The sequence below is a fragment of the Duganella sp. CY15W genome, assembly GCF_009857555.1.
In the GTDB taxonomy this organism is placed as follows: Bacteria; Pseudomonadota; Gammaproteobacteria; order Burkholderiales; family Burkholderiaceae_D; genus Rugamonas; species Rugamonas sacchari.
Genome location: NZ_WWCQ01000002.1, coordinates 224,248 through 248,719, shown reverse-complemented (window position 1 = coordinate 248,719; position 24,472 = coordinate 224,248). Strand labels below are relative to the sequence as shown.

Genomic DNA, 24,472 nt, shown 5'->3' with positions numbered 1-24,472 from the left:
AAAAAAGATCGTTGTTTGTGGGCCGTGACCGGCACGATTTTGGCACGCTAGGCGCGTTATGTTATGACTGGCAAGTTTTTTGCTTTCTCAATTCGGCTATACTTGGGCATGAGTGTAACCCATGAAAAAACAATGCTGAAAGCTTTTGATGCAAAAACGGCACTGCGTCTTGCCCGAGACACGCTGCAAAACGAAGCGGATGCCATCAACGCCCTGAACGCGCGTCTGGAAAACGACGACAGCGTGGTGCAGGCCATCTCCCTGCTGCTGAACTGCAAGGGCCGCGTGGTGGTGTCCGGCATCGGCAAATCGGGCCATATCGGCCGCAAGATCGCTGCGACGCTGGCCTCGACCGGCACGCCGGCGCTGTTCGTGCACCCGGCCGAAGCGGCGCATGGCGACCTCGGCATGGTCACGGCCGATGATGCATTTATTGCCATTTCCTACTCCGGCGAAAGCTCGGAACTCATGACCATCCTGCCGGTAGTAAAACGCATGGGCAGCAAGGTGATCTCGATGACCGGCAAGCCGGGCTCCAGCCTGGCTACCATCGCCGACGTCCACCTCAACGTGGCCGTGGCCAAGGAAGCCTGCCCGATGAACCTGGCGCCAACCACCTCGACCACCGTCACGCTGGCGCTGGGCGACGCGCTGGCCGTGGCGCTGCTGGACCTGCGCGGCTTCAAGGAAGAGGATTTTGCCCGCTCGCATCCGGGCGGTGCGCTGGGTCGCCGCCTGCTGACCCATGTGCGCGATGTGATGCGCAGCGGCGATGCAGTGCCGAGCGTGACGGCCGACGTCAAGCTGACCGATGCGCTGCTGGAAATCACCCAGAAGGGCATGGGCATGACGGCCATCGTCGATGCCGATGGCAAGCCGGTCGGCGTGTTCACCGACGGCGACCTGCGCCGCATGATTGAAAAAGTCCAGGACTTCACCAAGGTGGTGATCGGTGATGTGATGCACGCCAACCCGCGCACCATCTCGCCGGAGAAAATGGCGGTCGATGCGGTGGCCGTGATGGAGCAGTACCGCATCAACCAGATGCTGGTGACCGATGCTGATGGCAAGCTGGTCGGTGCACTGCACATCCACGACCTGACCCGCGCCAAGGTGATCTGATGACCGAGCTGACTTATGTAGAACGCGCCGCGCGCGTCAAGCTGATGATCTTTGACGTCGATGGCGTGCTGACCGACGGCAGCCTGCACTACGGCGCCGACGGCGAAGCCTTGAAGACGTTTAATGTGCAGGATGGCCTCGGCATCAAGCTGATCCAGGAAGCCGGCATCGACACCGCCATCATCAGCGCGCGCAAGTCGCCGCAGGTGATCAAGCGTGCTGCGGACCTCGGCATCGGCCATCTGCACCAGGGTGGCCACGACAAGCTGACGCCGTTTAACGCGCTGCTGGAAAAGACCGGCCTCACGGCGGAACAGGTCGGCTTCATCGGCGATGATGTGGTGGACTTGCCGATCCTGAAACGCGTGGGCTTTGCCGTGGCGGTACCCAACGGCCGCAAGGAAGTGCTGGAGCGCGCGCATCACGTCACCGTGGCCCAGGGCGGCCGTGGCGCCGTGCGCGAAGTGTGCGAACTGCTGATGCACGCGCAAGGCAGCTACGAGCGCGTGATGGCACAATTCCTGGTTTAACAAGGACAAGTCATGCGTAAAAGAACAGCACACCGCTGGCAGCTGACGCTGATCATGATGATCGGCCTGTTTGTCGCGCTCGGCAGCTTCTGGCTGGTGCAGGTGGTCAACCAGGCCGGGCAGGAAGCGGAAATCGACAAGTTCCGCGAAGAGCCGGACTACATCATTGACCGCTTCAGCATGGTACGCATGAACAAGGCGGGCCAGCCGGCCTACATCATTTCCGGCGACAAGCTGACCCATCGCCCGGTCGGCGACACCTCGGTGATCGACAAGCCGTACGTGCACAGCCTGTCCGGCGAGCAGCCGCCCATGAATATGCGGGCGCAGACCGCCTATGTCGATCAGGGCAATACGCGCGTCAAGCTCAGTGGTAATGTGGACGTGGTCCGGCCTGCCACCAAGCTCACCCAGGAACTGCGCCTGCAGACCAGCACGCTAACGGTGTACCCGGATGAAGAGCGCATGGAAACCGACGCCAAAGTTGATATGCTGTCGGGCCACTCGACCGCGACCGGCACCGGCATGACCGCCAACAACGCGACCCGCCAGATTACGCTGGGCGGCCGCGGAACGATTACGATGCCGCCACGCGCGGCACATTAAAGGAACGATACATGAAGATGAGCAAACTGATGCTGTCGGCTGCGCTGCTGCTGGCGGCCTTTGCCGCACAGGCCGAGAAGGCCGATTCCAGCAAGCCAACCCAGATCACCTTTGACCAGCTGGACGCCGATGACGTCAAGCAGATCAAGACCTTCACTGGCAACGTGGTGCTGACGCGCGGTACGCTGCTGATGAAGTCGCCCAAAGCGGTGGTGACGGAAGATCCGGAAGGCTACCAGTACGTCGTGCTGAACAGTGGCGGTGGCGTGCAGGCGACCTTCCGCCAGAAGCTTGACGGCGCCGGCGACCAGTGGGTCGAAGGCCAGGCTGACCGCATTGAGTACGACGGCAAGACCGAACTGGTCAAGCTGTTCTCGAAAGCGCAGATCAAGAAACTGGAAGGCAGCAAGAATGCCAGCCAGGTCGATGGCGAATTCATTTCCTACGACAGCCGCAAGGAATTCTTCGCGGTCAAGAACTCGCCGAGCGGCGACAGCAAACCGGGCGGCGGCCGCAGCACCATGGTGATCCAGCCATCGAGCAAGCTGGCCGTGCCTGCAACAGCACCGGCCGCACCTGCCACGCCGGCCAACCAGCCTGCGCCGGGGAAATAAGATGGAAGCATCCTGCGGCAGCACCCTGATCGTCAAAGGACTGCAAAAGACTTACGGCAAGCGCCAGGTGGTGCATGACGTCTCGCTGCAAGTCGAATGCGGCGAAGTGGTGGGGTTGCTGGGGCCGAACGGCGCCGGCAAGACCACCTCGTTCTACATGATCGTTGGCTTGGTGCCATCGGACGCTGGCACCATCGATATCAGCGGCACCGACATTTCCTCGCTGCCGATCCACCGCCGCGCTTCGCTGGGCTTGTCCTACCTGCCGCAGGAAGCGTCGGTGTTCCGCAAGCTGACGGTGGAAGAAAATATCCGCGCCGTCCTCGAAATTCAAAAGGTCGACGGCAAGCCTTTATCCAAGGCTGACATTGATGAACGGCTCAATACCCTGCTGGCCGATTTGCAAATCGAAAAGCTGCGCGAGAACCAGGCGCTGTCGCTCTCCGGTGGCGAGCGTCGCCGGGTGGAGATCGCGCGCGCACTGGCGACCAATCCGCGCTTCGTGCTGCTCGACGAACCATTCGCCGGGGTCGACCCGATTGCCGTGATTGAGATTCAGCGCATCGTGCGCTTCCTCAAGGAGCGCGGCATCGGCGTCCTCATTACCGATCACAATGTGCGCGAGACGCTGGGCATCTGCGACCGCGCTTACATTATCAACCAGGGTACGGTGCTGGCATCTGGCCGTCCGGACGACATCATCGCCAACGAGTCGGTGCGGCGTGTCTACCTGGGTGAACATTTCCGTATGTAAGCCTTCATGAAACAGTCTTTGCAACTGCGCACGTCGCAGCATCTCGCGCTGACGCCCCAGTTGCAGCAGTCGATCCGGCTGCTGCAATTGTCGACGCTGGAGCTGCACCAGGAACTCGAACAGCTGCTGACCGATAACCCGCTGCTGGAGCGCCTCGACGATCCGCTCGACCACTCGCTGCGCCTGCTGGCCGATGGCGCCATCAGCCAGCAGGCGCCGGCATCGGAAGCGCCGGCCGAAGGTCCGCCAGGCGATGCACCGGCGGCCGAAGCCGACAGCTACGAAGCACCTGCCGCCGATACCGAAAGCACCACGCCCGATGCCGATATGGACTGGGGCGATTCCGGCCGCAGCAAAAATACCGATGACGAGGAATCGCGTCCGCAGCTGGAAGCGCACCACTGCACGCTGCGCGAACATCTGATGGAACAGATGCGCGTGACGGTGCTGGAAATGCGCGACCGCGCGCTGGTGGAACTCATCATCGATGCGCTCGACGAGAACGGCTATCTGGAAGAATCGCTGGACGACATCCACGCGCGCCTGCCCGAAGAACTGGCAGTGGAAATCGAAGAACTGCAGACAGCACTAAGCCTGCTGCAAAGCTTTGATCCGATGGGCGTGGGCGCACGCAATGCATCCGAATGCCTGGCCCTGCAAATCAAACGCCTGCCCGGCGTACCGTTGGTGACTAGGCGTATGGCCCTGGCCATCGTGGAAAAACACCTCACGTGGTTTGCGCAGCGCGACTTCAACAAACTGAAAAAAGCGCTGCTGTGCGATGACGAAGACCTGCGTGAAGCGCAGGCCGTGATCCGCCAGTGCAACCCGCATCCGGGCGCCGCGTTTGCATCGGATGTATCGGACTACGTGGTGCCCGATGTGATCGTTAAAAAAGCGCGAAATGGCTGGCAGGTCAGCCTCAATAACGACGTCATGCCGCGCCTGCGCGTGAACCAGATGTATGCCAACCTGCTCAAGCAGGGCAAGGGCGAAAGTGCGATGGGCGCGCAGCTGCAAGAGGCCAAGTGGCTGATCAAGAATATGCGTCAGCGCTTCGACACCATCCTGCGTGTCGCCCAGGCGATAGTAGAAAGACAAAAGAACTTTTTCTCGCATGGTGCGGTTGCCATGCGCCCCCTTGTGCTTCGCGAAATAGCTGATACACTGGGTTTACACGAGAGTACTATTTCTCGGGTAACAACTCAAAAATATATGCTGACCCCGCACGGCATGTTTGAGCTGAAATATTTCTTTGGTAGCCATGTCGCCACCGAAGCTGGCGGGGAAGCAAGTTCGACGGCGATACGTGCATTGATCGTGCAACTCACAGGAGCAGAAGACCCGAAAAATCCTTTATCCGATAGTAAGATTGCGGACATGCTGGGAGAACAGGGTATGGTGATTGCGCGACGGACCGTTGCCAAATATCGCGAAGCCCTCAAAATCCCACCAGTCAGTCTCCGCAAGTCTTTGTAGTTACTTGGTTCCTGCGCGCCCGGCAGCAAGGGGTATCGCACTAACCGTTAGAAGCGACTTATCTTTAGGAGTGTGTATGAATCTCACCATCAGTGGACATCATCTCGAAGTGACCGCAGCTATTCGCGAGTACGTGCAGAATAAACTGGAACGGGTCACCCGCCACTTTGATCAAGTGATTGATATTGCTGTCATCCTGACCGTAGATAACCTTAAAGAGAAAGAGAAACGCCAGAAGGCTGAAATCAACCTGCGTATGTCCGGCAAGACCGTCTACGTGGAAAGCCTGTCGCAAGACCTGTACGCCGCCATCGATACCCTGATCGACAAGCTTGACCGGCAGGTCATGAAGTACAAATCCAAAGTTCAATCGCACGGGCACGATGCCATCAAGCATATCCCCGACAGCTACGAACCCGCTGCCTCCGCCTGATTAGCGGTCACAGCACATCAAACAAAGGGCGCTCAAGGACGCCCTTTTTTGCAGTAGAATAGTTAAACGTTTAACTCTCCTGGAGAACCATGAAATATCTGCTGATTGCACTGGCGCTTGCCGCGCCGGCCAGCCATGCCTGCGATGCGCCGCCGCCCGCGCGCAGCGACATCGACGCCAACAGCTATTACTCGGACCAGCATCACTCCGTCATCGATCCGGTGCTGCGGGCCAGGAATATCGCCAACACCAAACCGGTCGAGGACTTCCTGTCGCAGGTGGCGCGCGACGCCAATCAGGGGGATGCTGCGTGCGCGCTCACCTGGTTGAACAGCTGGGCCGGGCAGCAAGCCATGCTGGGCAAGATGTCGAGCGAACAGGCCTATTACGTGCGCAAGTGGACCTTGGGCGGCTTGGCGCTGAACTACGCGCGCATCCGGCAGCAGGCAACGCCGGCGCAGCGTGCGGCCATCGAAAGCTGGTTCAAGGCGCTGGCCGATGCCACCATGGTGCATGCGGACGCCAAGAAGGGCGGCCGCAACAACCACTACTACTGGGAAGGCCTGGCCGTGACAGCGGTGGGCGGCGTGACCGGCGATGCGCGCTATCTGGACTGGGGCCGCAAGGTATTCGAGCATGCGATGGGCCAGATGGCGGCCGACGGTGCGCTGCCTGCGGAAATGGAACGCGCGGGCAAGGCGCTGCACTATCAGGTGTATGCCGCGACGCCGCTGGTGATGATCGCCTCGATACTGGATCTGCACGATGCGCGGCTGGACACGCTGGTGGCGTTCACCGTCGCCAGCTCGGCCGATCCGTCCGGCATCGTCAGGCGCACTGGCGTGGAACAGGAACCGGTGGGCAGCCGCGAGGTGACGATTGTCTACAACCGCCACGAAGGCAAGCCGCCGCCGCCGGCCGGCAAGGCGCTGTGGCAGCCGCGTCTGGGCGGGGCGCTGGAAGTGCCGAACCCGCTGGAGCATCTGCAGTAGAATATTCGCATGAGCGAATATATCCATACCAGCGTTAGCAATGGCACCGGCCTGATCGTACTGGACCGGCCCAAGGCCCTCAACTCCCTGTCACTGGACATGGTGCGTGCGATCACCCAGGCGCTGCTGGCCTGGCGCGATGATGCGGCGGTGGCTGCAGTGGTCATCCGCAGCAGCAGCGAAAAAGCGTTTTGCGCGGGCGGCGACATCCGTTTCTTTTACGATGCAGGCCGTACCACGCCGCAGCACGGCAGCGCGCTGGTGGAGGATTTCTTCACCGAAGAATATTCGCTAAATCATTTAGTTCATTTCTATCCCAAGCCCTATATTGCGCTCATGGACGGCGTGGTGATGGGCGGCGGCATGGGCATCGCGCAGGCAGGTCCGGACGCGCGCGTTCGCATCGTGACCGACAAGACCAAAATGGCCATGCCGGAGGTGAATATCGGGCTGTTCCCGGATGTAGGTGGCAGTTATTTCCTGTCGCGCGCGCCGGGTGCGCTGGGCTACTACCTGGGCATTACCGGCGTCACCATCAGCGCGGCGGATGCCTTGTATGCGGGCCTTGCCGATTACTACGCGCCGCTGGCGGACCGCGCGGCGCTGGAGGCGCTGCTGACCGATACGCCGGGTGCTGGCTTGGTTGCCGCCATCGCGGCGCACGCGCAGCCGGCCGGCGACAGCGCGCTGGCGGCCGCGCACGCTGGCATTGACCGTCACTTCGGTGCCGGCTCGGTGCCCGCCATTATCGCCTCGCTCAAGACCGACAGCAGCGAGTTCGCGCAGAAAACGCTGGCGGTCATCGCCACGCGCTCGCCGCTGATGATGTGCGTCACGCACGAACTCATCAAACGCGGTGCGGCGCTGGACGTGGCCGGCTGCCTGCGCATGGAGCGCGCACTGGTGCGCCGCAATTTTGAAAACGGCGAAGTCATTGAAGGCGTGCGCGCGCTGGTCATCGACAAGGACAATGCGCCGCAATGGACGCCGGCCACGCTGGACGCGGTCAGCGACGAGATGGTGCAAGCCATGTTCCAGCCGGTCTGGCCAGACTACGCGCATCCGCTGCGCCATCTGGACTGAGCGCGGTGGAACTGGACCGCATCGACCTGCAGATACTCAACCTGCTGCAGGAGGACGCCACGATACCGCTGCGCCGCCTGGCCGAGCAGGTGCATGCTTCCGCTGCCACCTGCCAGCGCCGCATCGCCCAGCTGCGTGCCAGCGGCATCCTGCTCAAAGACGTGGCGCTGGTGGACCGCGTGAAAGTGGGGCGGCCCCTGACCGCCTTCGTCACCGTCCAGCTGGCGCAGCAGAACACCGCGCTGCTGAAAATGTTTGAAGCCTTGATGCGCGAAGAGCCCGACGTCAGCGCGTGCTACGAAGTGGCCGGCGAATACGACTTCATGCTGGTGGTGACTGCCGCCTCGATGGAAGCCTTCCAGGCCTTCACGCGCCGCGTCTTCACGTCCAACAACAACGTCAACAACTACAAGAGCCTGCTGGCGATGAGCTGCGCCAAGTTCGAGACCAAAGTCCCGTTATGAAGATTGAATAAGTTTTGCACCGCACCGGTGCAGAATGAAAATTTGTCTCATGGCGCGTCCGTATGATGGGCTCCTCAACTCTTGGAGAGCATCATGATCGACCACGTATCCATCGGCACGCGCGAACTGCCGCGCGCCACCAATTTCTACAGCGCCTGTTTCGCGCCGCTGGGCTATAGCGTGCAGCACCAGGATGACGGCCAGACCATCTACGGCGCCAATGGCCACTGGAGTTTCGCGCTGTATCCGTCGCCGCAGGGAGAATTGATCGGCGCGCGTACCCATGTCGCCATTGCCGCACCGAGCCAGCAGGCCGCCCAGGGATTTTTCGAGGCTGCCATCGCCTGCGGCGCTACCGCCTTGCGCGAACCGGGACTGCGCCCGGACATCAACGAGCGCTACTACGGCACCATGGTGAAAGACCCCGATGGCCACACCATCGAGGTGGTGCACTGGATCAGTTGAATTTCTGCTCGCGGTGGCGCAGCACCACGCGTTCGTTTTCGTTGAAGTAGGCGGCCAGTTTTTCCGCCATGTAGACGGAGCGGTGCTGGCCACCGGTGCAGCCGAGGGCCACCGTCAGGTAGCTGCGGTTGTCGCTCTTGAAGGAGGGCAGCCATTTTTCAACGAAGTTACGGATGTCGTTGAGCATTTCGCCGGCGCTGGCCTGGGCATTGAGGAAGTCGATCACGGGCAGGTCGCGGCCGGTCAGCGGGCGCAAGGTCAGGTCGTAATACGGATTCGGCAGCGCGCGCACGTCAAAGACAAAGTCGGCGTCCATCGGCACGCCGAGCTTGAATGCAAACGATTCAAAGAACAACGTCAGCGGCGCACCGGCGATCGCCACCAGGTCCTTGACCCAGGCGCGCAGTTTATTGGCGCTGAGCTCGGACGTGTCGATCACGTGGCCCAGCTTTTCAATGGCGGACAAGCGTTCGCGTTCTTCCAGAATACATTCGATCAGGGTGCGGCGCGCGGCGGGATTCTGCCCCGGACGCAGCTCGTGCGACAGCGGATGGCTGCGGCGCGTCTCGGAAAAGCGCGCCACCAGCGAGTGGGTGTTCGCCGTCAGGAACATCACCTTGACGTCGTGCCCCTCTTCACGCAGGCGCTTCACATCGGCCGGCAGCGACGCCAGCGACTCGGCGCTGCGCGCATCGACGGCCACCGCCAACGCCTGCAGGCCTTCCTCCATCAAGGTCTTGACCAGGCTGGAAAGCAGGGCGGGCGGCAGGTTATCGACGCAGTAATGTCCCGTGTCTTCGAGGACATTGAGTGCGACAGATTTGCCGGAACCGGAGATACCAGTGATTAGTACGATGCGCATAGCGTCGATGATACCGCAGTAAGGCCAGCCTTGCCCATCGCCGCCTTGGGAAAGGTAGCGCTTCCACAGGGTCAAATTGATAAAGATGCTGAAATGCCATCAAAATTTCTTGCATGTGTGAATGTAAATAATTATCATTTGCGTTCAAAAAAATGAAACCACGTTCAGGGATATGATGAAACTCAGTAAAAAAACCTTGGCGGCCGCACTTGCCGCCCTCTGCGCTGCTCCGGCCTGGGCCGCCGATCTGCAGGATGCCAACACCGTTGTCGTCAGTGCGTCGTTGCGCGAGCACAGCCTGGCATCGGCGCCGGCATTTACCACCATCGTCACCGCGGAAGACATCGCCAAGTCGCCGGTCAACAGCCTGGCTGATTTGCTGCGCGAAACGGTGGGCGTCAACAACCAGACCGATAGCACGGGGCGCGACGAAATCCAGATCCGCGGCCTGGGCGGCAAATACACGCTGATGCTGGTCAATGGCCGCCGCATCTCCTCGGGCGGCGCACTGTGGCGCGGCAGCGATTTCGACTTCAGCTCGATTCCGCTGAACAGCATCAAGCGCGTGGAAATCGTGCGTGGCCCGATGGCGGCGCTGTACGGTTCGGACGCGATTGGCGGCGTTATCAACATCATCACCAAGACGCCAACCCGGAACTGGAGCGGCACCGTGTCTGGCGAGTACCGCAGCATTGCCAGTGGCGACGGCGGCGACCAGCACCGTCTGGGCGCATCGGTGGCTGGCGCGTTCAATGATGCGCTGAGCCTGTCGATTGCCGGCGAAAGCTATGACCGCAAAGCCTGGTTCAGCACCACGGCTGGCGAGACCAAGGTGCCGCAGCTGGAGCAAAAACAGTCGGACAACCTGATCGGCACACTGACCTGGAAATTGTCGGAAACCCAGAGCATCGATATTGATTTTGGCTACAACAAGGACAAGCGCCCGAAAGGCCTGTACTTCTACGCCTTCTATCCGGCCTACAATTTCGAGTCCAAGGACTACCGCGACCAGACCATCACGCGCAACACCTATGGCGTCACGCACAAGGCGCTGTGGAGCTGGGGCAGCACCACGGCTTACCTGAGCCAGGAGAACGCCAGGATCGATGACTTCAACACGCGCTACGACAAGCCGCAGCAGCGCCTGCTGAAAGAAGACAATACCAGCGCCAAGTTCTACGCCAATGCCGACCTCGGCATCAACGCGCTGACTGCCGGTGTCGACCTGCGCCGCCAGACCATCAAGGACCCGCTAAGCTATCTGAAAACTGGCCAGATGAAGACCGAAACCTCGGCCCTGTTCGTGGAAGACGAGCTCAAGTTCAACCCGCAATGGAGCCTGACGCTGGCTGGCCGCGAAGACCATACCGACACCTTTGGCAACCACTTCACGCCCAAGACTTACCTGGTATTCCAGGCGTCGCCCGAGGTGACGGTCAAGGGCGGCGTCAACCGGGCGTTCCGCGCACCGGAAGCCTATCAGCTGGCGACGGAATACAGCATCGTCAGTTGCGGCGGCAGCTGCTACCTGAGCGGCAATCCCAATCTGACGCCGGAGAAAAGCACCAACTATGAGCTGGGCGTGGAGTTCCACCGCAAAGGTTTGAACGCCAGCGCAGTGGCCTTCAAGAACGACGTGAGCGACATGATTGTGGCGCTCTACAATCCCGCCGGTCCATCGAAAAAGTGGGCCAACCTGGCCAAGGCCAAGACCAGCGGCGTCGAACTGCAGGCGGATGCGGTGCTGAATGCGGCCTTCTCGGTCAGCGGCAACTACACCCACCTGAATGCCGATTACACCGATGAAACCGGCAAGTCCACCGAGCTGGATAACCGTCCCAAGCAGATGGCTAACCTGAGCCTGAACTGGAATGCCAACGCGTGGCTGCAAAGCTCGCTGTCGGCGCACTACACGGGCGAGCAGGCGTACGAGGGTGACAAGCTGCCGGCCTACACGCGCGTGGACCTCAGCGCCTCGGCCAAGGTCGGCCGCAATCTCGTGCTACGTGCCGGCGTCAAGAACCTGACGGACGTCAGTCTCGAAAACAAGAGCAAGAATTTCGCGACTTTCGAGCTGGGCCGTAATTACTACGTCAGCGCGGCGTACACGTTCTAAGCCATGCTGCCTGTGCTTGCGTTTGTGCTGACGCTGGCCGGATGCGGCTTGCTGTATCTGAGCCATCGTCATCAGGGCTGGCTGCGGCAGCCGCTGCCGGCCGTGCCTGCACGGACCGGCGGCGGGGCGCTGCTGTTGCTGGCGCTGCTCTGCGCCCACTTCTGCTTCAGTCCGCTGACGGCCCTGTTTGCCTGGCTGGCGATGCAAATGCTGGTGTTCGGCCTGCTGCCGTTTTTCTCTTTGCTGAGGCCGCGTCATGAGTGACAGGAACAACAGGATTTCACCCGACTGGTGGACCAAGACCCTGGCCGGCGCCGTGCTGGGGCTGACGCTGGCGTTTGCCGCGGCCGGCCTGTTTGCGTGGCACGGCCCCGGCGGCCTCAGCGCGCCGAACAAGGCGCAGGCGGTGATGTGGAGCGTCATCTGGTTATGGATGCCGGTGTTCTCGCTGGTGTACCTGTTCCGCACCGGCAGGCAGGCCGTGCTGTGCCTGGCCGTCGCCAATGCGGTGGCCTATGGATTGTGGTGGGTATGAAGATACGTAGCGATATTTTGCGCGTCTACCAGGCGTTGCACACCTGGGTGGGCATCTGCGCCGGCATGCTGCTGTTTATTGGTTTCTTTGCCGGTGCACTGACTATGTTCAAGCAGCCGCTGGATCGCTGGATCAGCGCGCCCGTGCATACGCTGCCCGGGCTGCCGGCGGCGCAGACCGATGCGCTGGTCAGCACGCTGCTGGCCGAGCGTCCGGCTGCGCGCGAGGAATTCGTGCTGCATTTGCAGCAGCATGAAAATATCGCTGCTCCGGTCAGCTGGAGCGAAGGCGCGGGCGGTCGCGAAATCGACCTGTCCGCCAGGCGATGGTACGCGACGCTGGATGTTCATGGCCAGCTGATCGCGCAGCAGGCACTGCCGTCCCTGTTGGCGCAGCTGATTGACATGCTGCACCGTACCGGCGGCGTGCCCGGCACGCTGGGCGACGAGTATCTTGGTGTTTATCTGATGGGCGTGGCGGGTGTGCTCTATTTCCTGGCGCTGGTGTCCGGCGTGATTCTGCTGCTGCCCACATTGGTCAAGGATTTCTTCGCGCTGCGTCCGGGCAAGAACCGCAAACGCTTCTGGCTCGATGCCCACAACGTGGTGGGCATTGCCAGCCTGCCGTATCACATCGTCATCAGCGTGACGGTGATTGTGTTTGCGTTCCACGACCAGTTGTATGGCGGCTTGTCGCGTTTTGTGTACCGCGATCAACCGATGTTCACGCCGCGTGTGGCGGCGGGGCAGTACCCGTTGCGCGAGCTGCGGCCGGCCAGCGAGCTGATCGCGGCGGTGCAGCGCGAGGCGCCCGAATTTGAGGTCACCGAGTTGCTGTACATGGGACTGGAATCACCGCGCCCCATGGTGCGGGCGGCAGTGGCCAGTCCGCGCTATCTCGTGCAGGGCGCCGAGACGGGCTATGTGCTGCTGCACCCGTACACCGGCAAAGTGGTGGACACGTCCATGCTGCCCAGCAAAGGCGACCCGTGGAGCGATATCGTGGCGCCGATGTTCTCGCTGCATTTCGGCAGCTATGGCGGCAGCCTGATGCGCTGGGTGTATTTTGCGTTTGGCCTCAGCGGCGCGTTTCTGTTTTATTCGGGGAATTTGCTGTGGGTCGAGAAGCGCCGCAAGAATCAGGCGCGTGATGGCGCGCTGCCGCAGCAGAAGCTGGCAACGCGGCTCATGGCGGCGGCAACTGTGGGCGTGTGCCTGGGCGCGGTGGCAGGCGTTAGCTTGACCATCGTGGCCGGCAAGTGGCTGTCTGGTGCTGCGGCGAACATCAACGCGGCCTATCTGGCGGTGTACTACGCGGTGTTCCTGAGTGCGTTGGCGTGGGCGTTCTGGCGCGGCGCGGCGCGTGCAGGCAGCGAGTTGCTGGGCTTGTGTGCGCTTGGCGCGTTGGCGATTCCGCTGACCTCGCTGGCCGCGTGGCTGATGCCATCGACCGGGTGGTGGGCGCATGGCAGCGCGGCTGCGTTGGGCGTGGATGCTACCGCGCTGGTGTTTGCCGCCGTGTTCGCGTGGGCGGCACGGCTGGCGGCGCGGCGTGCAGCGCATGGGCCGCGCGACAGTGTCTGGGCCGCGCCGATGCCTTAGTCGCCGCTCATGGCCTGGCGCTGGCGCTCCATGAATTCCTGCAGCGTGTCGATGCCGCGCAGTTGCAGGATGGTGTTGCGCACGGCGGCCTCCAGCAGTACCGCGATGTTGCGGCCGGCCGCCACGGGAATCACGACCTTGCGGATCGGCAGGCCCAGCACATCTTCGGTCGGGAACTGGAACGGCAGGCGCTCCACTTCCTCATCGGCGGCGCCACGGCGTACCAGGTGCACGATGAGTTTCAGACGCATCTTGCGGCGCACCGCCGTCTCGCCAAAGATGGCCTTGATGTCCAGCAGGCCCAGGCCGCGCACTTCCAGCAGATTCTGCAGCAGCGCCGGGCAGCGGCCCTCAATCATATTCGGTGCGATGCGCGAGAACTCCACCGCATCGTCGGCCACCAGGCCGTGCGAGCGCGAGATCAGCTCCAGACCCAGCTCGCTCTTGCCGAGGCCGGAGTCGCCGGTAATCAGCACACCCACCCCGAGCACGTCCATGAACACGCCGTGCATGATGATGCGCTGGGCCAGCTTCTTGGACAGGTACACGCGCAGGAAGTCGATCACCTGCGCGGCAGGCAGCGGCGTCGAGAACAGCGGAATATTTTTTTCGTCGCAGATGGCGAGAATGTCGGGCGGCGTTTCCAGCCCTTGCGCGATGATGAGCGCCGGCGGGCCGCCCGCGATCAGCTCGCCAATCACATGGGTGCGTGTGAGCGACTTGAGGCGCTGGTAATAGTTGATCTCTTGATGGCCGAAGACCTGGATGCGGCCCGGGTGGATGGTGTTTAAGTGGCCGACCTGGTCGGCGGCCGAGGCGACGTCGCCGGAAATCAGGCGTTCGCCGCCCGGAAAGCCGGCGAACCAGCCAAGCTGCAAACTTTCGCGATTGTCGTCGTAAAGCCTTTGTATCGTCAGCGGAGTTTGCAGCATGGGGCATTTCACCAGGTTAGTTAATCTAACCCTAGTGTAACCCCATCGCTGCGGCTCAGCCAGCGGCTTGCAGGCTCGGTTGCCAGTTGATGATGCGCGAGTGCACGGATTTTGGATCGGTGTCCGTGCTCAGCGCGGTGCGGAACGCGTCGTCCGAGAACATCTCGGCGATCTCGGACAGGATCTCCAGGTGCTGCTGGGTCACGTGATCCGGGATCAGCAGGAAGAACAGCAGGCTGACCGGCTTGCCGTCCGGCGACTCGAACGGAATCGGTTCGGCCAGACGTACGAACGCTGCCAGCGGCGTCTTCAGGCTCTTCATGCCCTTGATGCGGCCGTGCGGCACGGCGACACCATGGCCCAGGCCGGTCGAACCGAGGCGCTCGCGCGCGAACAGATTGTCCGAGACGGTGGAGCGGGCGATGCCGCAATTGTTTTCGAAGATCAGGCCGGCTTGCTCGAAAGCGCGCTTTTTGCTGGAGACTTCCAGATCCAGCTGCACGTTTTCCAGGGAGAGTATTTTGCTAAGGTTGTTCATAGTACGACGTCAGATGTTGCAACGCACAAAGGTGGCATGCGAGCAGAATTATAGGCTTGTTTCTGTGCCGTGTAACATGAAATCGCTCGCATCACCGTTGCGTTGGCGCCCACCAAGGGCTGGGCTGCACGTTGGTAAAAATGCACCGAAGAAATGAATCGCTATTTCTGGACAGGATTCTTTGAAAACACCGGTATTTGCTTGGAAACCGGGCCGTTTTTCCGTTTTTTTACGCGTTTTTCAGCCGGTCTGGCCGTATGGCGTGTCCCTCACGCTGATGACACATCATACGCCGGTTTTTCAATTTTTGATTGAAAAAATAATTACAGTTATTGACGTGCGCCACGCAGATTCAGCGGTTTCTGTGCTGTGCTGAAGTTGCTGCGCCATGGATTGATGTCGAGTCCGCCACGGCGCGTGTAGCGCGCGTAGACCGCCAGCTGCTGCGGCTGGCACTGGCGCAGGATGTCGACAAAGATGCGCTCGACGCACTGCTCGTGGAACTCGTTGTGCTCACGGAAGCCGATCAGATAGCGCAGCAGGCTTTCCTGGTCGATTTGCGGACCGGCGTAATGAATCTGCACGCTGGCCCAGTCCGGCTGGCCGGTGACCAGGCAGTTGGATTTGAGCAGGTGCGAAACCAGTTTCTCCTCGACCGGCTCTTCATCAAGCGCGGCTTTCAGGATCTCAGGCGATGGGCTGTAATGGTCGACGTCGATATCCAGGCGGTCCAGCAGCAAGCCGTCCAGCTCGCCCATTTCCACCATGCCGAATTCCTCCGGCTGGGTCAGGATGATGTGGACATTGCCACCGGCGGCGGCCGACAGATCCTGCTGCAGCAGGGCTTTCAGTGCGGCTACGCTGTCGAGCCGGGTCTGATTGAAGGAGTTCAGGTAGAGCTTGAACGACTTCGATTCAATGATGTTGGGCGAATCGGCCGGGAAGGTGATGCGCGCAATGGCCACCTGCGGCTTGCCGCGCTGGTTCAGCCACGAGATTTCATACGCGTTCCAGATATCGACGCCAAAGAACGGCAGCGTGCCCGACAAGCCCAGCTCATCGCGCTTGCCCTGGCGCGGAATCGGGAACAGCAGTTCCGGCGCGTAATCGGTGCGGTAGGCGGAGGTTTTCCCCAGCGGGGACTGGTCGGCGGTATTGGTCATGGCGATATCGGTATTTCAGTGAAGGACGGCATGGTAACGCAAACCACGCCGTCCTGTCCGGGCTAGCCCAGGAACAGTTTATAAACCGGGTTGCTGCTCTCATCCCAGTAGCGGTAGCCCAGCGTCGCCAGGAATTGCGCGAAGTCGCTCATTTCCTCTGGCGGCACTTGCAGGCCGATCACGATGCGGCCGACGTCGCCGCCCTGGCTGCGGTAATGGCACAGCGAGATATTCCAGTTCGGCGCCATCGAATCGAGGAAACGCATCAGCGCGCCCGGACGTTCCGGGAACTCGAAGCGGTACAGCAGCTCGTTGTCGGCCAGCGCGCTCTTGCCGCCGACGAGGTGGCGCAAGTGGGTCTTGGCCAGCTCGTCGTGGGTCAGGTCCAGCGCCTTGAAACCGTGCTCTTCAAAGCGGCGTGCCAGCGCGCCGGATTCATTGCGGTCGGCGATCTGCACGCCGCAGAATACATGGGCATCGTCCTTGTCGCTGATGCGGTAGGTGAACTCGGTGACATTGCGCGCGCCGACCAGCTTGCACAAGCGCTTGAAGCTGCCGCGCTGCTCGGGCAGCGTGACGGCAAACAGCGCCTCGCGCGCTTCGCCCAGCTCGGCGCGTTCGGCCACGAAACGCAGGCGGTCGAAGTTCATATTGGCGCCGCTGGCAATCGTAATCAGCGTTTCGTTTTTGATCGGGTCCTTGGTCAGCGCGGCGCGCTCGATATAGGCCTTGGCGCCGGCGATGGACAGCGCGCCCGACGGTTCCAGAATGCTGCGCGTATCGCTGAACACATCCTTGATGGCGGCGCTGATGGCATCGGTATCGACCAGGATGATGTCGTCCACATACTCCTGCACCAGGCGGAAAGTTTCCTCGCCAGCCAGGCGCACCGCGGTGCCGTCGGCAAACAGGCCCACGTCGGACAGCGTGACGCGCTCGCCCGCTTTCACGCTGCGCGCCATGGCGTCGGAGTCCAGCGACTGCACGCCGATGATCTTGATGTCCGGACGGATCTGCTTGACGTAAGCGGCAATCCCGGCAATCAGGCCGCCGCCGCCGATCGGCACAAAAATGGCGTGGATCGGACCGGAGTGCTGGCGCAGGATTTCCATGCCGATGGTGCCCTGGCCGGCGATCACATCCGGATCATCGAACGGGTGGACAAAGGTCAGCTTCTGTTCTTTTTCCAGCGTCAGCGCGTGGTTGTAGGCATCGGTGTAAGACTCGCCATGCAGCACCACCTCAACGTCGGCGCCGCCGCGCGCCTTGACCGCGTCCACCTTCACCTGCGGCGTGGTGGTCGGCATCACAATGACCGCACGGCAGCCCATGCGCGCGGCGGACAGGGCCACGCCTTGCGCGTGGTTGCCGGCCGAGGCGCAAATCACGCCGCGCTTGCGTTGCGCGTCGCTCAAGTGCGCCATCTTGTTGTAGGCGCCGCGAATCTTGAAGCTGAACACGCCCTGCATGTCCTCGCGCTTGAAGTAAATTCGGTTCTCAAAGCGCTGCGACAGCGTCGGCGCGAGTTCCAGCGGGGTTTCATCAGCGACGTCATAGACGCGCGCGGTCAGTACTTTCTTCAGATAGTCGATAGTCATAGTCTGCAAACAAAGAGTTCAACTGCGGGATTACGATGCTAACTATCCGGCTGGTGACCGGGTGGAGCAGGGGCGCTGGTCCTTGGCGGGGTAGGCTGGGACCGGACTGTTCAAACGTGCGGTGTGTGACTCATTATAATGGACACCTTTCATTGAACCCAAAGAAACGATGGTCGAATCCGCAATTACCTGGCTGCTGCACGTGCTGGCCGCGCCGGCAGTCGGGCTGACGTCGGTCTTTCTCATCGCGCTGGTGTCCGCCACGCTGGTGCCGCTGGGCTCGGAACCGGCGGTGTTTGCCGTCATCAAGGCCAATCCGGAGATGTTCTGGAGCGCGATTGCGGTGGCCACGGTCGGCAATACCATCGGCGGCGCCATCGATTACTACATGGGCTGGCAGGCCAAGCAGAGTTTTGCCAAGGAGCGCAAAAGCCGCTGGTTCCACTGGCTGGAGCGCTACGGCGCCAAGACCATGCTGCTGGCCTGGCTGCCCGGCATCGGCGATCCGCTGTGTACGCTGGGCGGCTGGCTGCGCCTGCCGTTCTGGCCCAGCGTGGCGTATATGGCCGTCGGCAAGCTGTTGCGCTATCTCACCATGACCACCTTGCTGTTGTACGTGCCGGACGGACTGTGGCATCGGATCGGACAAATGTTGGGCTAAATTGGTGCAACTGATCATATTGCCGCATAAGCTAATGCGTAAATTTCATTCAGTTTGAGTCGTTGTTGAGGCATGTTACTGCTCACGGTGGCGCATATTTTCGAATTTTTAGCGGGTTTTGCGCCCGGCGAGTATCCATGGGCGGCCTAAGGCTGTTCCCGCGTGGTGCGTTGCAATAGGCTAGAATGGCCCTCCCGGGTACTGTCTATAGTCTGAAACGCACAATGAACGCCCCTGCACAAATTCAAGCTTTGCTGGCGGAAACGCCCCACGGTCCGGAGGCCACGCGCCTGCGGGAAATTCCTTATAACTACACGTCGTTTTCCGATCGCGAGATCGTGATTCGTCTGCTGGGCGAGGAATCGTGGTCATTGCTGGATGCATTGCGCGGCGCGCGCCAGACCGGCCGCTCGGCCCGTATGCTGTACGAAGTGCTGGGCGATATCTGGGCGGTACGCCGTAATCCGTACCTGCAGGATGACCTGCTGGATAACCCGAAACGCCGCCAGGAACTCATCAACGCATTGCATCACCGCCTGGCGGAAGTCGATAAGCGCCGCCTGAATGTGGACGACGCGGAGCACGATGACGCCTCGCGCGAACGCAGCGTCAATGTGGTCAAGCTGCTGCGTGCTGCCGGCAAGGCGGTGGCGGACTTCGGCGAGGAATTCAAGCAGGTGTATGACCTGCGCAAGCGCACCTACAAGGTGCTGGGCCGCTACACGGACAAGCACAACATCTGCTTCGACGGCATGAAGCGCATCAGCCACGTGACCGATGCGACCGACTGGCGCGTCGAGTATCCGTTTGTGGTGCTGACCCCGGACAGCGAAGAGGAAATGGCCGGCCTGGTCAAGGGCTGTATCGAGCTGGGCCTGACCATCATCCCGCGCGGCGGCGGCACGGGCTACACCGGCGGCGCAATTCCGCTGACGCCGATGTCGGCTGTCATCAACACCGAGAAGCTGCTGAATATGGGCGCGGTCGAGATGAAGGTGCTGCCCGGCCTGGAGCGCGAGTACGCGACCATCTATACCGGCGCGGGCGTCATCACCAACAAAGTGTCGGAAGCGGCCGAGAAAGCGGGCTTTGTGTTTGCAGTGGACCCGACCTCGGCCCACGCATCCTGCATCGGCGGCAATATCGCCATGAACGCGGGCGGCAAAAAGGCCGTGTTGTGGGGCACTGCGCTGGATAACCTGGCGTCGTGGCGCATGGTTGATCCGCAAGGCGACTGGCTGGAAGTCACGCGCCTGGATCACAACCTGTCGAAGATTCACGATACGCCGCTGGCCCGCTTCAAGCTGGAATGGACCCACCCGACCGCGCGCGGCGAAGCCAAGGGCGCGCCGTTCAAGACGGAGATCCTGGAAATTGCCGGCCGCGTATTCCGCAAGGAAGGCCTGGGCAAGGACGTCACCGACAAATTCCTGGCCGGCTTGCCGGGCATTCAGAAAGAGGGCACTGACGGCCTCATCACTTCGTCGCGCTGGATTCTGCACAAGATGCCGAAGTTCACCCGCACCGTCTGCCTGGAGTTCTTCGGCCAGGCGCGCGATGCGATTCCATCGATCGTGGAAATCAAGGACTACCTGGACGGCCTGCCCGCCAAGGGCGAACAATTCTCCACGCTGCGCCTCGCCGGCCTGGAGCATCTGGACGAACGCTACCTGCGCGCGGTCGGCTATGCCACCAAATCGAAACGCGGCGTGCTGCCGAAGATGGCGCTGTTTGGCGACATCGTCGGCGATGACGAAAATGCAGTGGCCCAGGCCGCATCGGAAGTGGTGCGTCTGGCCAACACCCGCGTGGGCGAAGGCTTCATCGCGGTGAGCCCGGAAACGCGCAAGAAATTCTGGCTGGACCGTGCCCGTACCGCCGCCATCGCCAAGCACACCAACGCGTTCAAGATCAATGAAGACGTGGTGATTCCGCTCAACCGCATGGGCGAATACACCGACGGCATCGAGCGCATCAACATCGAGCTGTCGATCAAGAACAAGCTGCAACTGGTGGAAGCGCTGCAGGACTTCTTCGCCGCAGGCAATCTGCCGATCGGCAAGAGCGACGATGCGGACGACAGCGTCGGCGATGCCGAAATGCTGGGCGACCGTCAACAGCAGGCGGAAGCGCTGCTGGCGCAAGTGCACGCGCGCTGGACCTATCTGCTGGCCGGGCTGGACCAGCCGCTGGCCGGCATCACCGCGCAACTGGCGGAACTGGGCCTCGACCGCCTGCTGCCGGTGTTTGAGGAACGCCTGAAAACGCAGCCGCACGCCACGCTGTTCGACGTGGTGCAGGACCGCACCATCCGTGTGACCTGGAAGCAGGAGATCCGTGCTCAGCTGCGTCAGATCTTCAACGGCGCCGCCTACAAGCTGATTCTTGACGAAGCCACGGCCATCCACAAGCGCGTGCTGCGCGGCCGTGTGTTCGTGGCGCTGCACATGCACGCAGGCGACGGCAACGTCCACACCAACTTGCCGGTCAACTCGGATCACTACGAGATGCTGCAACTGGCGCACCAGGCCGTCGCGCGCATCATGACGCTGGCGCGTTCGCTGAACGGTGTGATCTCGGGCGAGCACGGTATCGGCATCACCAAGCTGGAATTCCTGCAGGAAGACGAGATCGCGCCGTTCCGCGATTACAAGATGCGCGTCGACCCGGAAGGCCGCTTCAACAAGGGCAAGCTGCTGAATCTGGAAGGCATGGAAGCCGACCTGCGCAACGCGTACACGCCATCGTTCGGCCTGATGGGGCATGAATCGCTCATCATGCAGCAGAGCGATATCGGCGCGATTGCCAACAGCGTCAAGGACTGCCTGCGCTGCGGCAAATGCAAACCGGTGTGCTCGACCCACGTGCCGCGCGCCAATCTGCTGTACTCGCCGCGTGACAAGATCCTGGCCACCTCGTCGCTGATCGAAGCTTTCCTGTACGAAGAGCAGACCCGCCGCGGCATCTCGATCAAGCACTGGGAAGAATTTGAAGACGTGGCGGACCACTGTACCGTCTGCCACAAATGCGTGACGCCATGTCCGGTCAATATCGACTTCGGTGACGTGTCGATGAATATGCGTAACCTGCTGCGCAAGATGGACAAGAAGTCCTTCAACCCGGGCAAGGCGGCGGCCATGTTCTACCTGAACGCGACCGATCCGGCCACCATCAATGCCACGCGTGCGGCCATGGTGGGCCTGGGTTACAAGGCGCAGCGCCTGGGCAATGACATCCTGAAGAAATTCGCCAAGAAGCAGACCAAGGCGCCGCCGCCAACCGTCGGCAAACCGCCGGTGCGTGAACAGGTGATCCACTTCATCAACAAGAAGATGCCGGGCAACCTGCCGAAGAAAACCGCGCGTGCGCTGCTGGATATTGAAGATGACAAGGTCATCCCGATCATCCGCAATCCGAAGACCACTACGGCTGATACGGAAGCGGTGTTCTACTTCCCGGGCTGCGGTTCGGAGCGTCTGTTCTCGCAAGTGGGTCTGGCAACGCAGGCGATGCTGTGGGAAGTGGGCGTGCAGACGGTGCTGCCGCCGGGTTATCTGTGCTGTGGTTATCCGCAGCGCGGTTCGGGCCAGTACGACAAGGCCGACAAGATGATGACGGATAACCGCGTGCTGTTCCACCGCATGGCCAACACGCTCAACTATCTGGACATCAAGACGGTGCTGGTATCGTGCGGCACTTGCTACGACCAGCTGGCGACCTATGAATTCGAGAAGATTTTCCCGGGCTGCCGCATCATGGATATTCACGAATATCTGAATGAAAAGCAGGTCAAGCTGGAAGGCGTGACGGGCACGCGCTATATGTACCACGAGCCGTGCCATACGCCGATGAAGCTGCAGGAGGCGACCAAGACCGTCAACTCGCTGATCCAGACGCATGACAACGTCAAGATCGAGAAGAACGACCGCTGCTGCGGCGATTCGGGCACGCTGATGGTGGCGCGTCCGGACATTTCGACGCAGGTACGCTTCCGCAAGGAAGAGGAAGTCATCAAGGGCGCCGACAAGCTGCGTGCGGACGGCTTCGATGGCGAGGTCAAGATTCTGACTAGCTGCCCGGCCTGCCTTGGAGGCGTATCGCGTTACAGCGAGGATGCTGGCACCACGGCCGATTACATCGTGGTGGAAATCGCCAAGCATCTGCTGGGTGAGAACTGGATGCCGGACTATGTCAAACGCGCCAATGATGGCGGTATCGAACGGGTATTGGTGTAACGATGGCTTGTGATTTGTGTAATTTGCTGGCGGCGCCGGGTGCGGCGCTGATCTGGGGCGACCATCAGGTGTCGGTGGTAGCGGTGGATGAGGCGGAGTATCCGGGCTTCACGCGCGTGGTGTGGAATGCTCACGTCAAGGAAATGACCGATCTGCCGGTGGCCGACCGCGTACGCATCATGGATGTGGTGTGGGCGGTGGAATCGGCGCAGCGCGAGGTGATGGCGCCAGAAAAAATCAATCTGGCCAGTTTTGGTAATATGACGCCGCACGTGCATTGGCACGTTATCCCGCGTTACCGCGATGATGCGCATTTCCCCAACCCGACCTGGGCTGTGGCGCAGCGTGCGTCGTCGGCGGAAGTGCTGGCAGCGCGTCGCGCGCTGTTGCCGGCGCTGCACGCAGCCATCGTCGAGAAAGTGAAAGCATTATGAGCAAACCTGTCCCTACCGGCCTGACGGTCCACAACAAATCGAAAGTGCTGGACGTTGAGTTTAACGACGGCGCATCGTTTTCGATTCCGTTTGAATTGCTGCGCGTGTATTCGCCGTCGGCGGAAGTCATGGGACATGGTCCGGGACAGGAAGTGCTGCAGGTTGGCAAGCGTGACGTGGGTATCGCTGGCATTGAGCCGGTGGGCAACTACGCTGTGCAGCCGACTTTTAGCGATGGCCACAATACCGGCATCTTTACCTGGGAATATCTGTATAAGCTGGGCAGCCAGAAGGATGTGCTGTGGGCGGGCTATATGGACCGTCTGCATGCCTCCGGTTTTGACGGCGACAGCGGCCGTGAACCGGGCGTCTCGCTGACTGGTCCATCCACGCAGGCGCACAGTCATGGCGGCGGTTGCGGCAGCGGCGGCTGCAAGCACTAATCGCTTACCTGGTCCCGCATCACATACAATATCCGCGCCCGCGCCCAGGGCGATAGTAGGCGGAGCTTCTCAACACTGAACTTCAACGGCCTGTCAGCGCCTGGTGGGAGAGGCATTCGCTTCACGTTTGCATTGAATCTGGCAAAACGCGGGTCTTCCAAACGACGTTTTCTCTCTTCGCGATCACTGATAGAGGATAGGCGTAACTGGTCGAGCTCAGCTTTGCTCTCTGGATCTATTTCCGGTATTTCGATGTCAGCAGGAATTTCAACGCCGCAGAGTTTCATAGCAATTCTCCATTAATTCAAACGGTGTGACCAGTTCGGGAAGTAGATGTTCTCCATCGTTAACAAGCATTCTTAGTAGCTTCAGCTTTCGAGCGTTGGCGATATTTGCACAGTCCCAAGTGAGCAGCACATCACAATGGTAAAAAACCGCGCAAGCAATATGATCTGCTGCGGCTCTGGCTTTTGCTTTTAGACCGCCGCCGCCAATGAGAAGTTCCCTCATACTTTCTATACTTTTGTACTCTGGCAGTTGAGCTAGATGTCGTATAGCGCCTTTACGTTGTAGCACTCGTTGTTGATCATCCTCGCTGATTTCTGCGTGCACATAGTCTGATACGAAAGTGTGCGCGGGGTCGCAACGGGTGTGCCACCAGAGCTGGGTCAGTTGCTGGCAGGCGCGAGTGATGGGGTTGGTACTGGGGGGATCTGTCAGGTGACAGATGATGGAGGTTTCAAGGTAGATGGTTGGCATGATGGCCTCGCTGGCTGAGCTGCAAGCGTAGGCTGCTCAGTTGGCGAGGGCTT

At 61.0% G+C, this 24,472-nt stretch carries 25 protein-coding genes; 19 read left to right on the top strand and 6 right to left on the bottom strand.

The window, feature by feature from the left end; all coding sequences use genetic code 11:
- Positions 1 to 132: 132 nt before the first annotated feature.
- From GTP58_RS10675 to GTP58_RS10625, 11 genes are all read left to right on the top strand, one after another.
- On the top strand, positions 133 to 1,122 hold the full coding sequence (locus GTP58_RS10675) for an SIS domain-containing protein (RefSeq protein WP_161077506.1): 990 nt from the start codon (positions 133 to 135) through the stop codon (positions 1,120 to 1,122).
- Complete coding sequence (locus tag GTP58_RS10670) at positions 1,122 to 1,652, top strand: HAD family hydrolase (RefSeq protein WP_072786878.1); 531 nt, start codon at positions 1,122 to 1,124, stop codon at positions 1,650 to 1,652. The genes GTP58_RS10675 and GTP58_RS10670 overlap by 1 nt, the downstream gene beginning before the upstream one ends.
- Before the next feature lie 12 nt (positions 1,653 to 1,664).
- Entirely contained in the window at positions 1,665 to 2,258 is a 594-nt protein-coding gene (lptC, locus tag GTP58_RS10665; protein ID WP_072786879.1) for an LPS export ABC transporter periplasmic protein LptC, read from the top strand.
- Positions 2,259 to 2,275: 17 nt separating this feature from the next.
- Complete coding sequence (gene lptA, locus GTP58_RS10660; protein WP_161078114.1) at positions 2,276 to 2,872, top strand: lipopolysaccharide transport periplasmic protein LptA; 597 nt, start codon at positions 2,276 to 2,278, stop codon at positions 2,870 to 2,872.
- A 1-nt stretch (position 2,873) separates the two neighbouring features.
- Entirely contained in the window at positions 2,874 to 3,626 is a 753-nt protein-coding gene (gene lptB / locus GTP58_RS10655; RefSeq protein WP_072786880.1) for an LPS export ABC transporter ATP-binding protein, read from the top strand.
- 6 nt (positions 3,627 to 3,632) lie between these two features.
- Complete coding sequence (locus GTP58_RS10650; RefSeq protein WP_161077505.1) at positions 3,633 to 5,105, top strand: RNA polymerase factor sigma-54; 1,473 nt, start codon at positions 3,633 to 3,635, stop codon at positions 5,103 to 5,105.
- A gap of 76 nt (positions 5,106 to 5,181) precedes the next feature.
- The gene (hpf, locus tag GTP58_RS10645; protein WP_072786882.1) at positions 5,182 to 5,538 is read left to right on the top strand and encodes a ribosome hibernation-promoting factor, HPF/YfiA family; all 357 of its coding nucleotides are present in this window, start codon (positions 5,182 to 5,184) and stop codon (positions 5,536 to 5,538) included.
- An 89-nt stretch (positions 5,539 to 5,627) separates the two neighbouring features.
- Positions 5,628 to 6,530: an alginate lyase family protein gene (locus tag GTP58_RS10640; RefSeq protein ID WP_161077504.1), complete on the top strand. Its 903-nt coding sequence runs from the start codon at positions 5,628 to 5,630 to the stop codon at positions 6,528 to 6,530.
- 9 nt (positions 6,531 to 6,539) lie between these two features.
- Positions 6,540 to 7,613: an enoyl-CoA hydratase/isomerase family protein gene (locus GTP58_RS10635; protein ID WP_161077503.1), complete on the top strand. Its 1,074-nt coding sequence runs from the start codon at positions 6,540 to 6,542 to the stop codon at positions 7,611 to 7,613.
- Between the two features lie 5 nt (positions 7,614 to 7,618).
- Complete coding sequence (locus GTP58_RS10630; RefSeq protein ID WP_072786885.1) at positions 7,619 to 8,077, top strand: Lrp/AsnC family transcriptional regulator; 459 nt, start codon at positions 7,619 to 7,621, stop codon at positions 8,075 to 8,077.
- 93 nt (positions 8,078 to 8,170) lie between these two features.
- The gene (locus GTP58_RS10625; protein ID WP_161077502.1) at positions 8,171 to 8,542 is read left to right on the top strand and encodes a VOC family protein; all 372 of its coding nucleotides are present in this window, start codon (positions 8,171 to 8,173) and stop codon (positions 8,540 to 8,542) included.
- Here GTP58_RS10625 and rapZ read toward each other — a convergent pair.
- Positions 8,535 to 9,404: an RNase adapter RapZ gene (rapZ, locus tag GTP58_RS10620; protein WP_161077501.1), complete on the bottom strand. Its 870-nt coding sequence runs from the start codon at positions 9,402 to 9,404 to the stop codon at positions 8,535 to 8,537. The two genes, GTP58_RS10625 and rapZ, sit on opposite strands and share 8 nt — an antisense overlap.
- A gap of 172 nt (positions 9,405 to 9,576) precedes the next feature.
- Here rapZ and GTP58_RS10615 point away from each other — a divergent pair, with 172 nt between their 5' ends.
- Genes GTP58_RS10615 through GTP58_RS10600 form a run of 4 tightly spaced genes read left to right on the top strand, consistent with a single transcriptional unit; the run spans position 9,577 to position 13,656 of the window.
- Positions 9,577 to 11,520: a TonB-dependent siderophore receptor gene (locus GTP58_RS10615; protein ID WP_202413629.1), complete on the top strand. Its 1,944-nt coding sequence runs from the start codon at positions 9,577 to 9,579 to the stop codon at positions 11,518 to 11,520.
- A gap of 3 nt (positions 11,521 to 11,523) precedes the next feature.
- Positions 11,524 to 11,784 carry a hypothetical protein gene (locus tag GTP58_RS10610; RefSeq protein WP_161077500.1) on the top strand — a complete coding sequence of 87 codons (261 nt, stop codon included), beginning with the start codon at positions 11,524 to 11,526 and terminating at the stop codon, positions 11,782 to 11,784.
- Entirely contained in the window at positions 11,777 to 12,055 is a 279-nt protein-coding gene (locus GTP58_RS10605) for a hypothetical protein (protein WP_161077499.1), read from the top strand. The genes GTP58_RS10610 and GTP58_RS10605 overlap by 8 nt, the downstream gene beginning before the upstream one ends.
- A complete protein-coding gene (locus GTP58_RS10600; protein WP_161077498.1) occupies positions 12,052 to 13,656 on the top strand; it encodes a PepSY domain-containing protein in 1,605 nt (534 codons plus the stop codon). The genes GTP58_RS10605 and GTP58_RS10600 overlap by 4 nt, the downstream gene beginning before the upstream one ends.
- Here the strand turns inward: GTP58_RS10600 and hprK are convergent.
- The 4 genes from hprK to ilvA all read right to left on the bottom strand — a co-directional run bounded on the left by hprK (position 13,653) and on the right by ilvA (position 17,887).
- Entirely contained in the window at positions 13,653 to 14,588 is a 936-nt protein-coding gene (gene hprK, locus GTP58_RS10595) for an HPr(Ser) kinase/phosphatase (protein ID WP_072786887.1), read from the bottom strand. The two genes, GTP58_RS10600 and hprK, sit on opposite strands and share 4 nt — an antisense overlap.
- A gap of 55 nt (positions 14,589 to 14,643) precedes the next feature.
- Positions 14,644 to 15,126, bottom strand: a complete 483-nt coding sequence (locus GTP58_RS10590; protein ID WP_072786888.1) for a PTS sugar transporter subunit IIA — start codon at positions 15,124 to 15,126, stop codon at positions 14,644 to 14,646.
- 329 nt (positions 15,127 to 15,455) lie between these two features.
- Complete coding sequence (queF, locus tag GTP58_RS10585; RefSeq protein WP_072786889.1) at positions 15,456 to 16,289, bottom strand: NADPH-dependent 7-cyano-7-deazaguanine reductase QueF; 834 nt, start codon at positions 16,287 to 16,289, stop codon at positions 15,456 to 15,458.
- 62 nt (positions 16,290 to 16,351) lie between these two features.
- Entirely contained in the window at positions 16,352 to 17,887 is a 1,536-nt protein-coding gene (ilvA, locus tag GTP58_RS10580; RefSeq protein ID WP_161077497.1) for a threonine ammonia-lyase, biosynthetic, read from the bottom strand.
- 169 nt (positions 17,888 to 18,056) lie between these two features.
- Here ilvA and GTP58_RS10575 point away from each other — a divergent pair, with 169 nt between their 5' ends.
- From GTP58_RS10575 to GTP58_RS10560, 4 genes are all read left to right on the top strand, one after another.
- The gene (locus GTP58_RS10575; protein WP_072786891.1) at positions 18,057 to 18,548 is read left to right on the top strand and encodes a YqaA family protein; all 492 of its coding nucleotides are present in this window, start codon (positions 18,057 to 18,059) and stop codon (positions 18,546 to 18,548) included.
- Positions 18,549 to 18,772: 224 nt separating this feature from the next.
- Positions 18,773 to 22,783, top strand: a complete 4,011-nt coding sequence (locus GTP58_RS10570; protein ID WP_161077496.1) for an FAD/FMN-binding oxidoreductase — start codon at positions 18,773 to 18,775, stop codon at positions 22,781 to 22,783.
- 2 nt (positions 22,784 to 22,785) lie between these two features.
- A complete protein-coding gene (locus tag GTP58_RS10565) occupies positions 22,786 to 23,217 on the top strand; it encodes an HIT family protein (RefSeq protein ID WP_072786893.1) in 432 nt (143 codons plus the stop codon).
- The gene (locus GTP58_RS10560; RefSeq protein ID WP_161077495.1) at positions 23,214 to 23,660 is read left to right on the top strand and encodes a gamma-butyrobetaine hydroxylase-like domain-containing protein; all 447 of its coding nucleotides are present in this window, start codon (positions 23,214 to 23,216) and stop codon (positions 23,658 to 23,660) included. Before GTP58_RS10565 ends, GTP58_RS10560 begins: the two co-directional genes overlap by 4 nt.
- 267 nt (positions 23,661 to 23,927) lie before the next feature.
- On the opposite strand, the gene GTP58_RS10555 is transcribed toward GTP58_RS10560, so the two are convergent.
- Positions 23,928 to 24,419, bottom strand: a complete 492-nt coding sequence (locus GTP58_RS10555; protein WP_161077494.1) for a type II toxin-antitoxin system VapC family toxin — start codon at positions 24,417 to 24,419, stop codon at positions 23,928 to 23,930.
- Positions 24,420 to 24,472 lie beyond the last annotated feature (53 nt).

Bases quoted from the DNA above. Each gene is read 5' to 3' on its own strand.
- GTP58_RS10675 (WP_161077506.1), top strand. From the start codon at position 133: ATGCTGAAAGCTTTTGATGCAAAAACGGCACTGCGTCTTGCCCGAGAC.
- GTP58_RS10670 (WP_072786878.1), top strand. From the start codon at position 1,122: ATGACCGAGCTGACTTATGTAGAACGCGCCGCGCGCGTCAAGCTGATG.
- lptC (WP_072786879.1), top strand. From the start codon at position 1,665: ATGCGTAAAAGAACAGCACACCGCTGGCAGCTGACGCTGATCATGATG.
- lptA (WP_161078114.1), top strand. From the start codon at position 2,276: ATGAGCAAACTGATGCTGTCGGCTGCGCTGCTGCTGGCGGCCTTTGCC.
- lptB (WP_072786880.1), top strand. From the start codon at position 2,874: ATGGAAGCATCCTGCGGCAGCACCCTGATCGTCAAAGGACTGCAAAAG.
- GTP58_RS10650 (WP_161077505.1), top strand. From the start codon at position 3,633: ATGAAACAGTCTTTGCAACTGCGCACGTCGCAGCATCTCGCGCTGACG.
- hpf (WP_072786882.1), top strand. From the start codon at position 5,182: ATGAATCTCACCATCAGTGGACATCATCTCGAAGTGACCGCAGCTATT.
- GTP58_RS10640 (WP_161077504.1), top strand. From the start codon at position 5,628: ATGAAATATCTGCTGATTGCACTGGCGCTTGCCGCGCCGGCCAGCCAT.
- GTP58_RS10635 (WP_161077503.1), top strand. From the start codon at position 6,540: ATGAGCGAATATATCCATACCAGCGTTAGCAATGGCACCGGCCTGATC.
- GTP58_RS10625 (WP_161077502.1), top strand. From the start codon at position 8,171: ATGATCGACCACGTATCCATCGGCACGCGCGAACTGCCGCGCGCCACC.
- rapZ (WP_161077501.1), bottom strand. From the start codon at position 9,404: ATGCGCATCGTACTAATCACTGGTATCTCCGGTTCCGGCAAATCTGTC.
- GTP58_RS10615 (WP_202413629.1), top strand. From the start codon at position 9,577: ATGATGAAACTCAGTAAAAAAACCTTGGCGGCCGCACTTGCCGCCCTC.
- GTP58_RS10610 (WP_161077500.1), top strand. From the start codon at position 11,524: ATGCTGCCTGTGCTTGCGTTTGTGCTGACGCTGGCCGGATGCGGCTTG.
- GTP58_RS10605 (WP_161077499.1), top strand. From the start codon at position 11,777: ATGAGTGACAGGAACAACAGGATTTCACCCGACTGGTGGACCAAGACC.
- GTP58_RS10600 (WP_161077498.1), top strand. From the start codon at position 12,052: ATGAAGATACGTAGCGATATTTTGCGCGTCTACCAGGCGTTGCACACC.
- hprK (WP_072786887.1), bottom strand. From the start codon at position 14,588: ATGCTGCAAACTCCGCTGACGATACAAAGGCTTTACGACGACAATCGC.
- GTP58_RS10590 (WP_072786888.1), bottom strand. From the start codon at position 15,126: ATGAACAACCTTAGCAAAATACTCTCCCTGGAAAACGTGCAGCTGGAT.
- queF (WP_072786889.1), bottom strand. From the start codon at position 16,289: ATGACCAATACCGCCGACCAGTCCCCGCTGGGGAAAACCTCCGCCTAC.
- ilvA (WP_161077497.1), bottom strand. From the start codon at position 17,887: ATGACTATCGACTATCTGAAGAAAGTACTGACCGCGCGCGTCTATGAC.
- GTP58_RS10575 (WP_072786891.1), top strand. From the start codon at position 18,057: ATGGTCGAATCCGCAATTACCTGGCTGCTGCACGTGCTGGCCGCGCCG.
- GTP58_RS10570 (WP_161077496.1), top strand. From the start codon at position 18,773: ATGAACGCCCCTGCACAAATTCAAGCTTTGCTGGCGGAAACGCCCCAC.
- GTP58_RS10565 (WP_072786893.1), top strand. From the start codon at position 22,786: ATGGCTTGTGATTTGTGTAATTTGCTGGCGGCGCCGGGTGCGGCGCTG.
- GTP58_RS10560 (WP_161077495.1), top strand. From the start codon at position 23,214: ATGAGCAAACCTGTCCCTACCGGCCTGACGGTCCACAACAAATCGAAA.
- GTP58_RS10555 (WP_161077494.1), bottom strand. From the start codon at position 24,419: ATGCCAACCATCTACCTTGAAACCTCCATCATCTGTCACCTGACAGAT.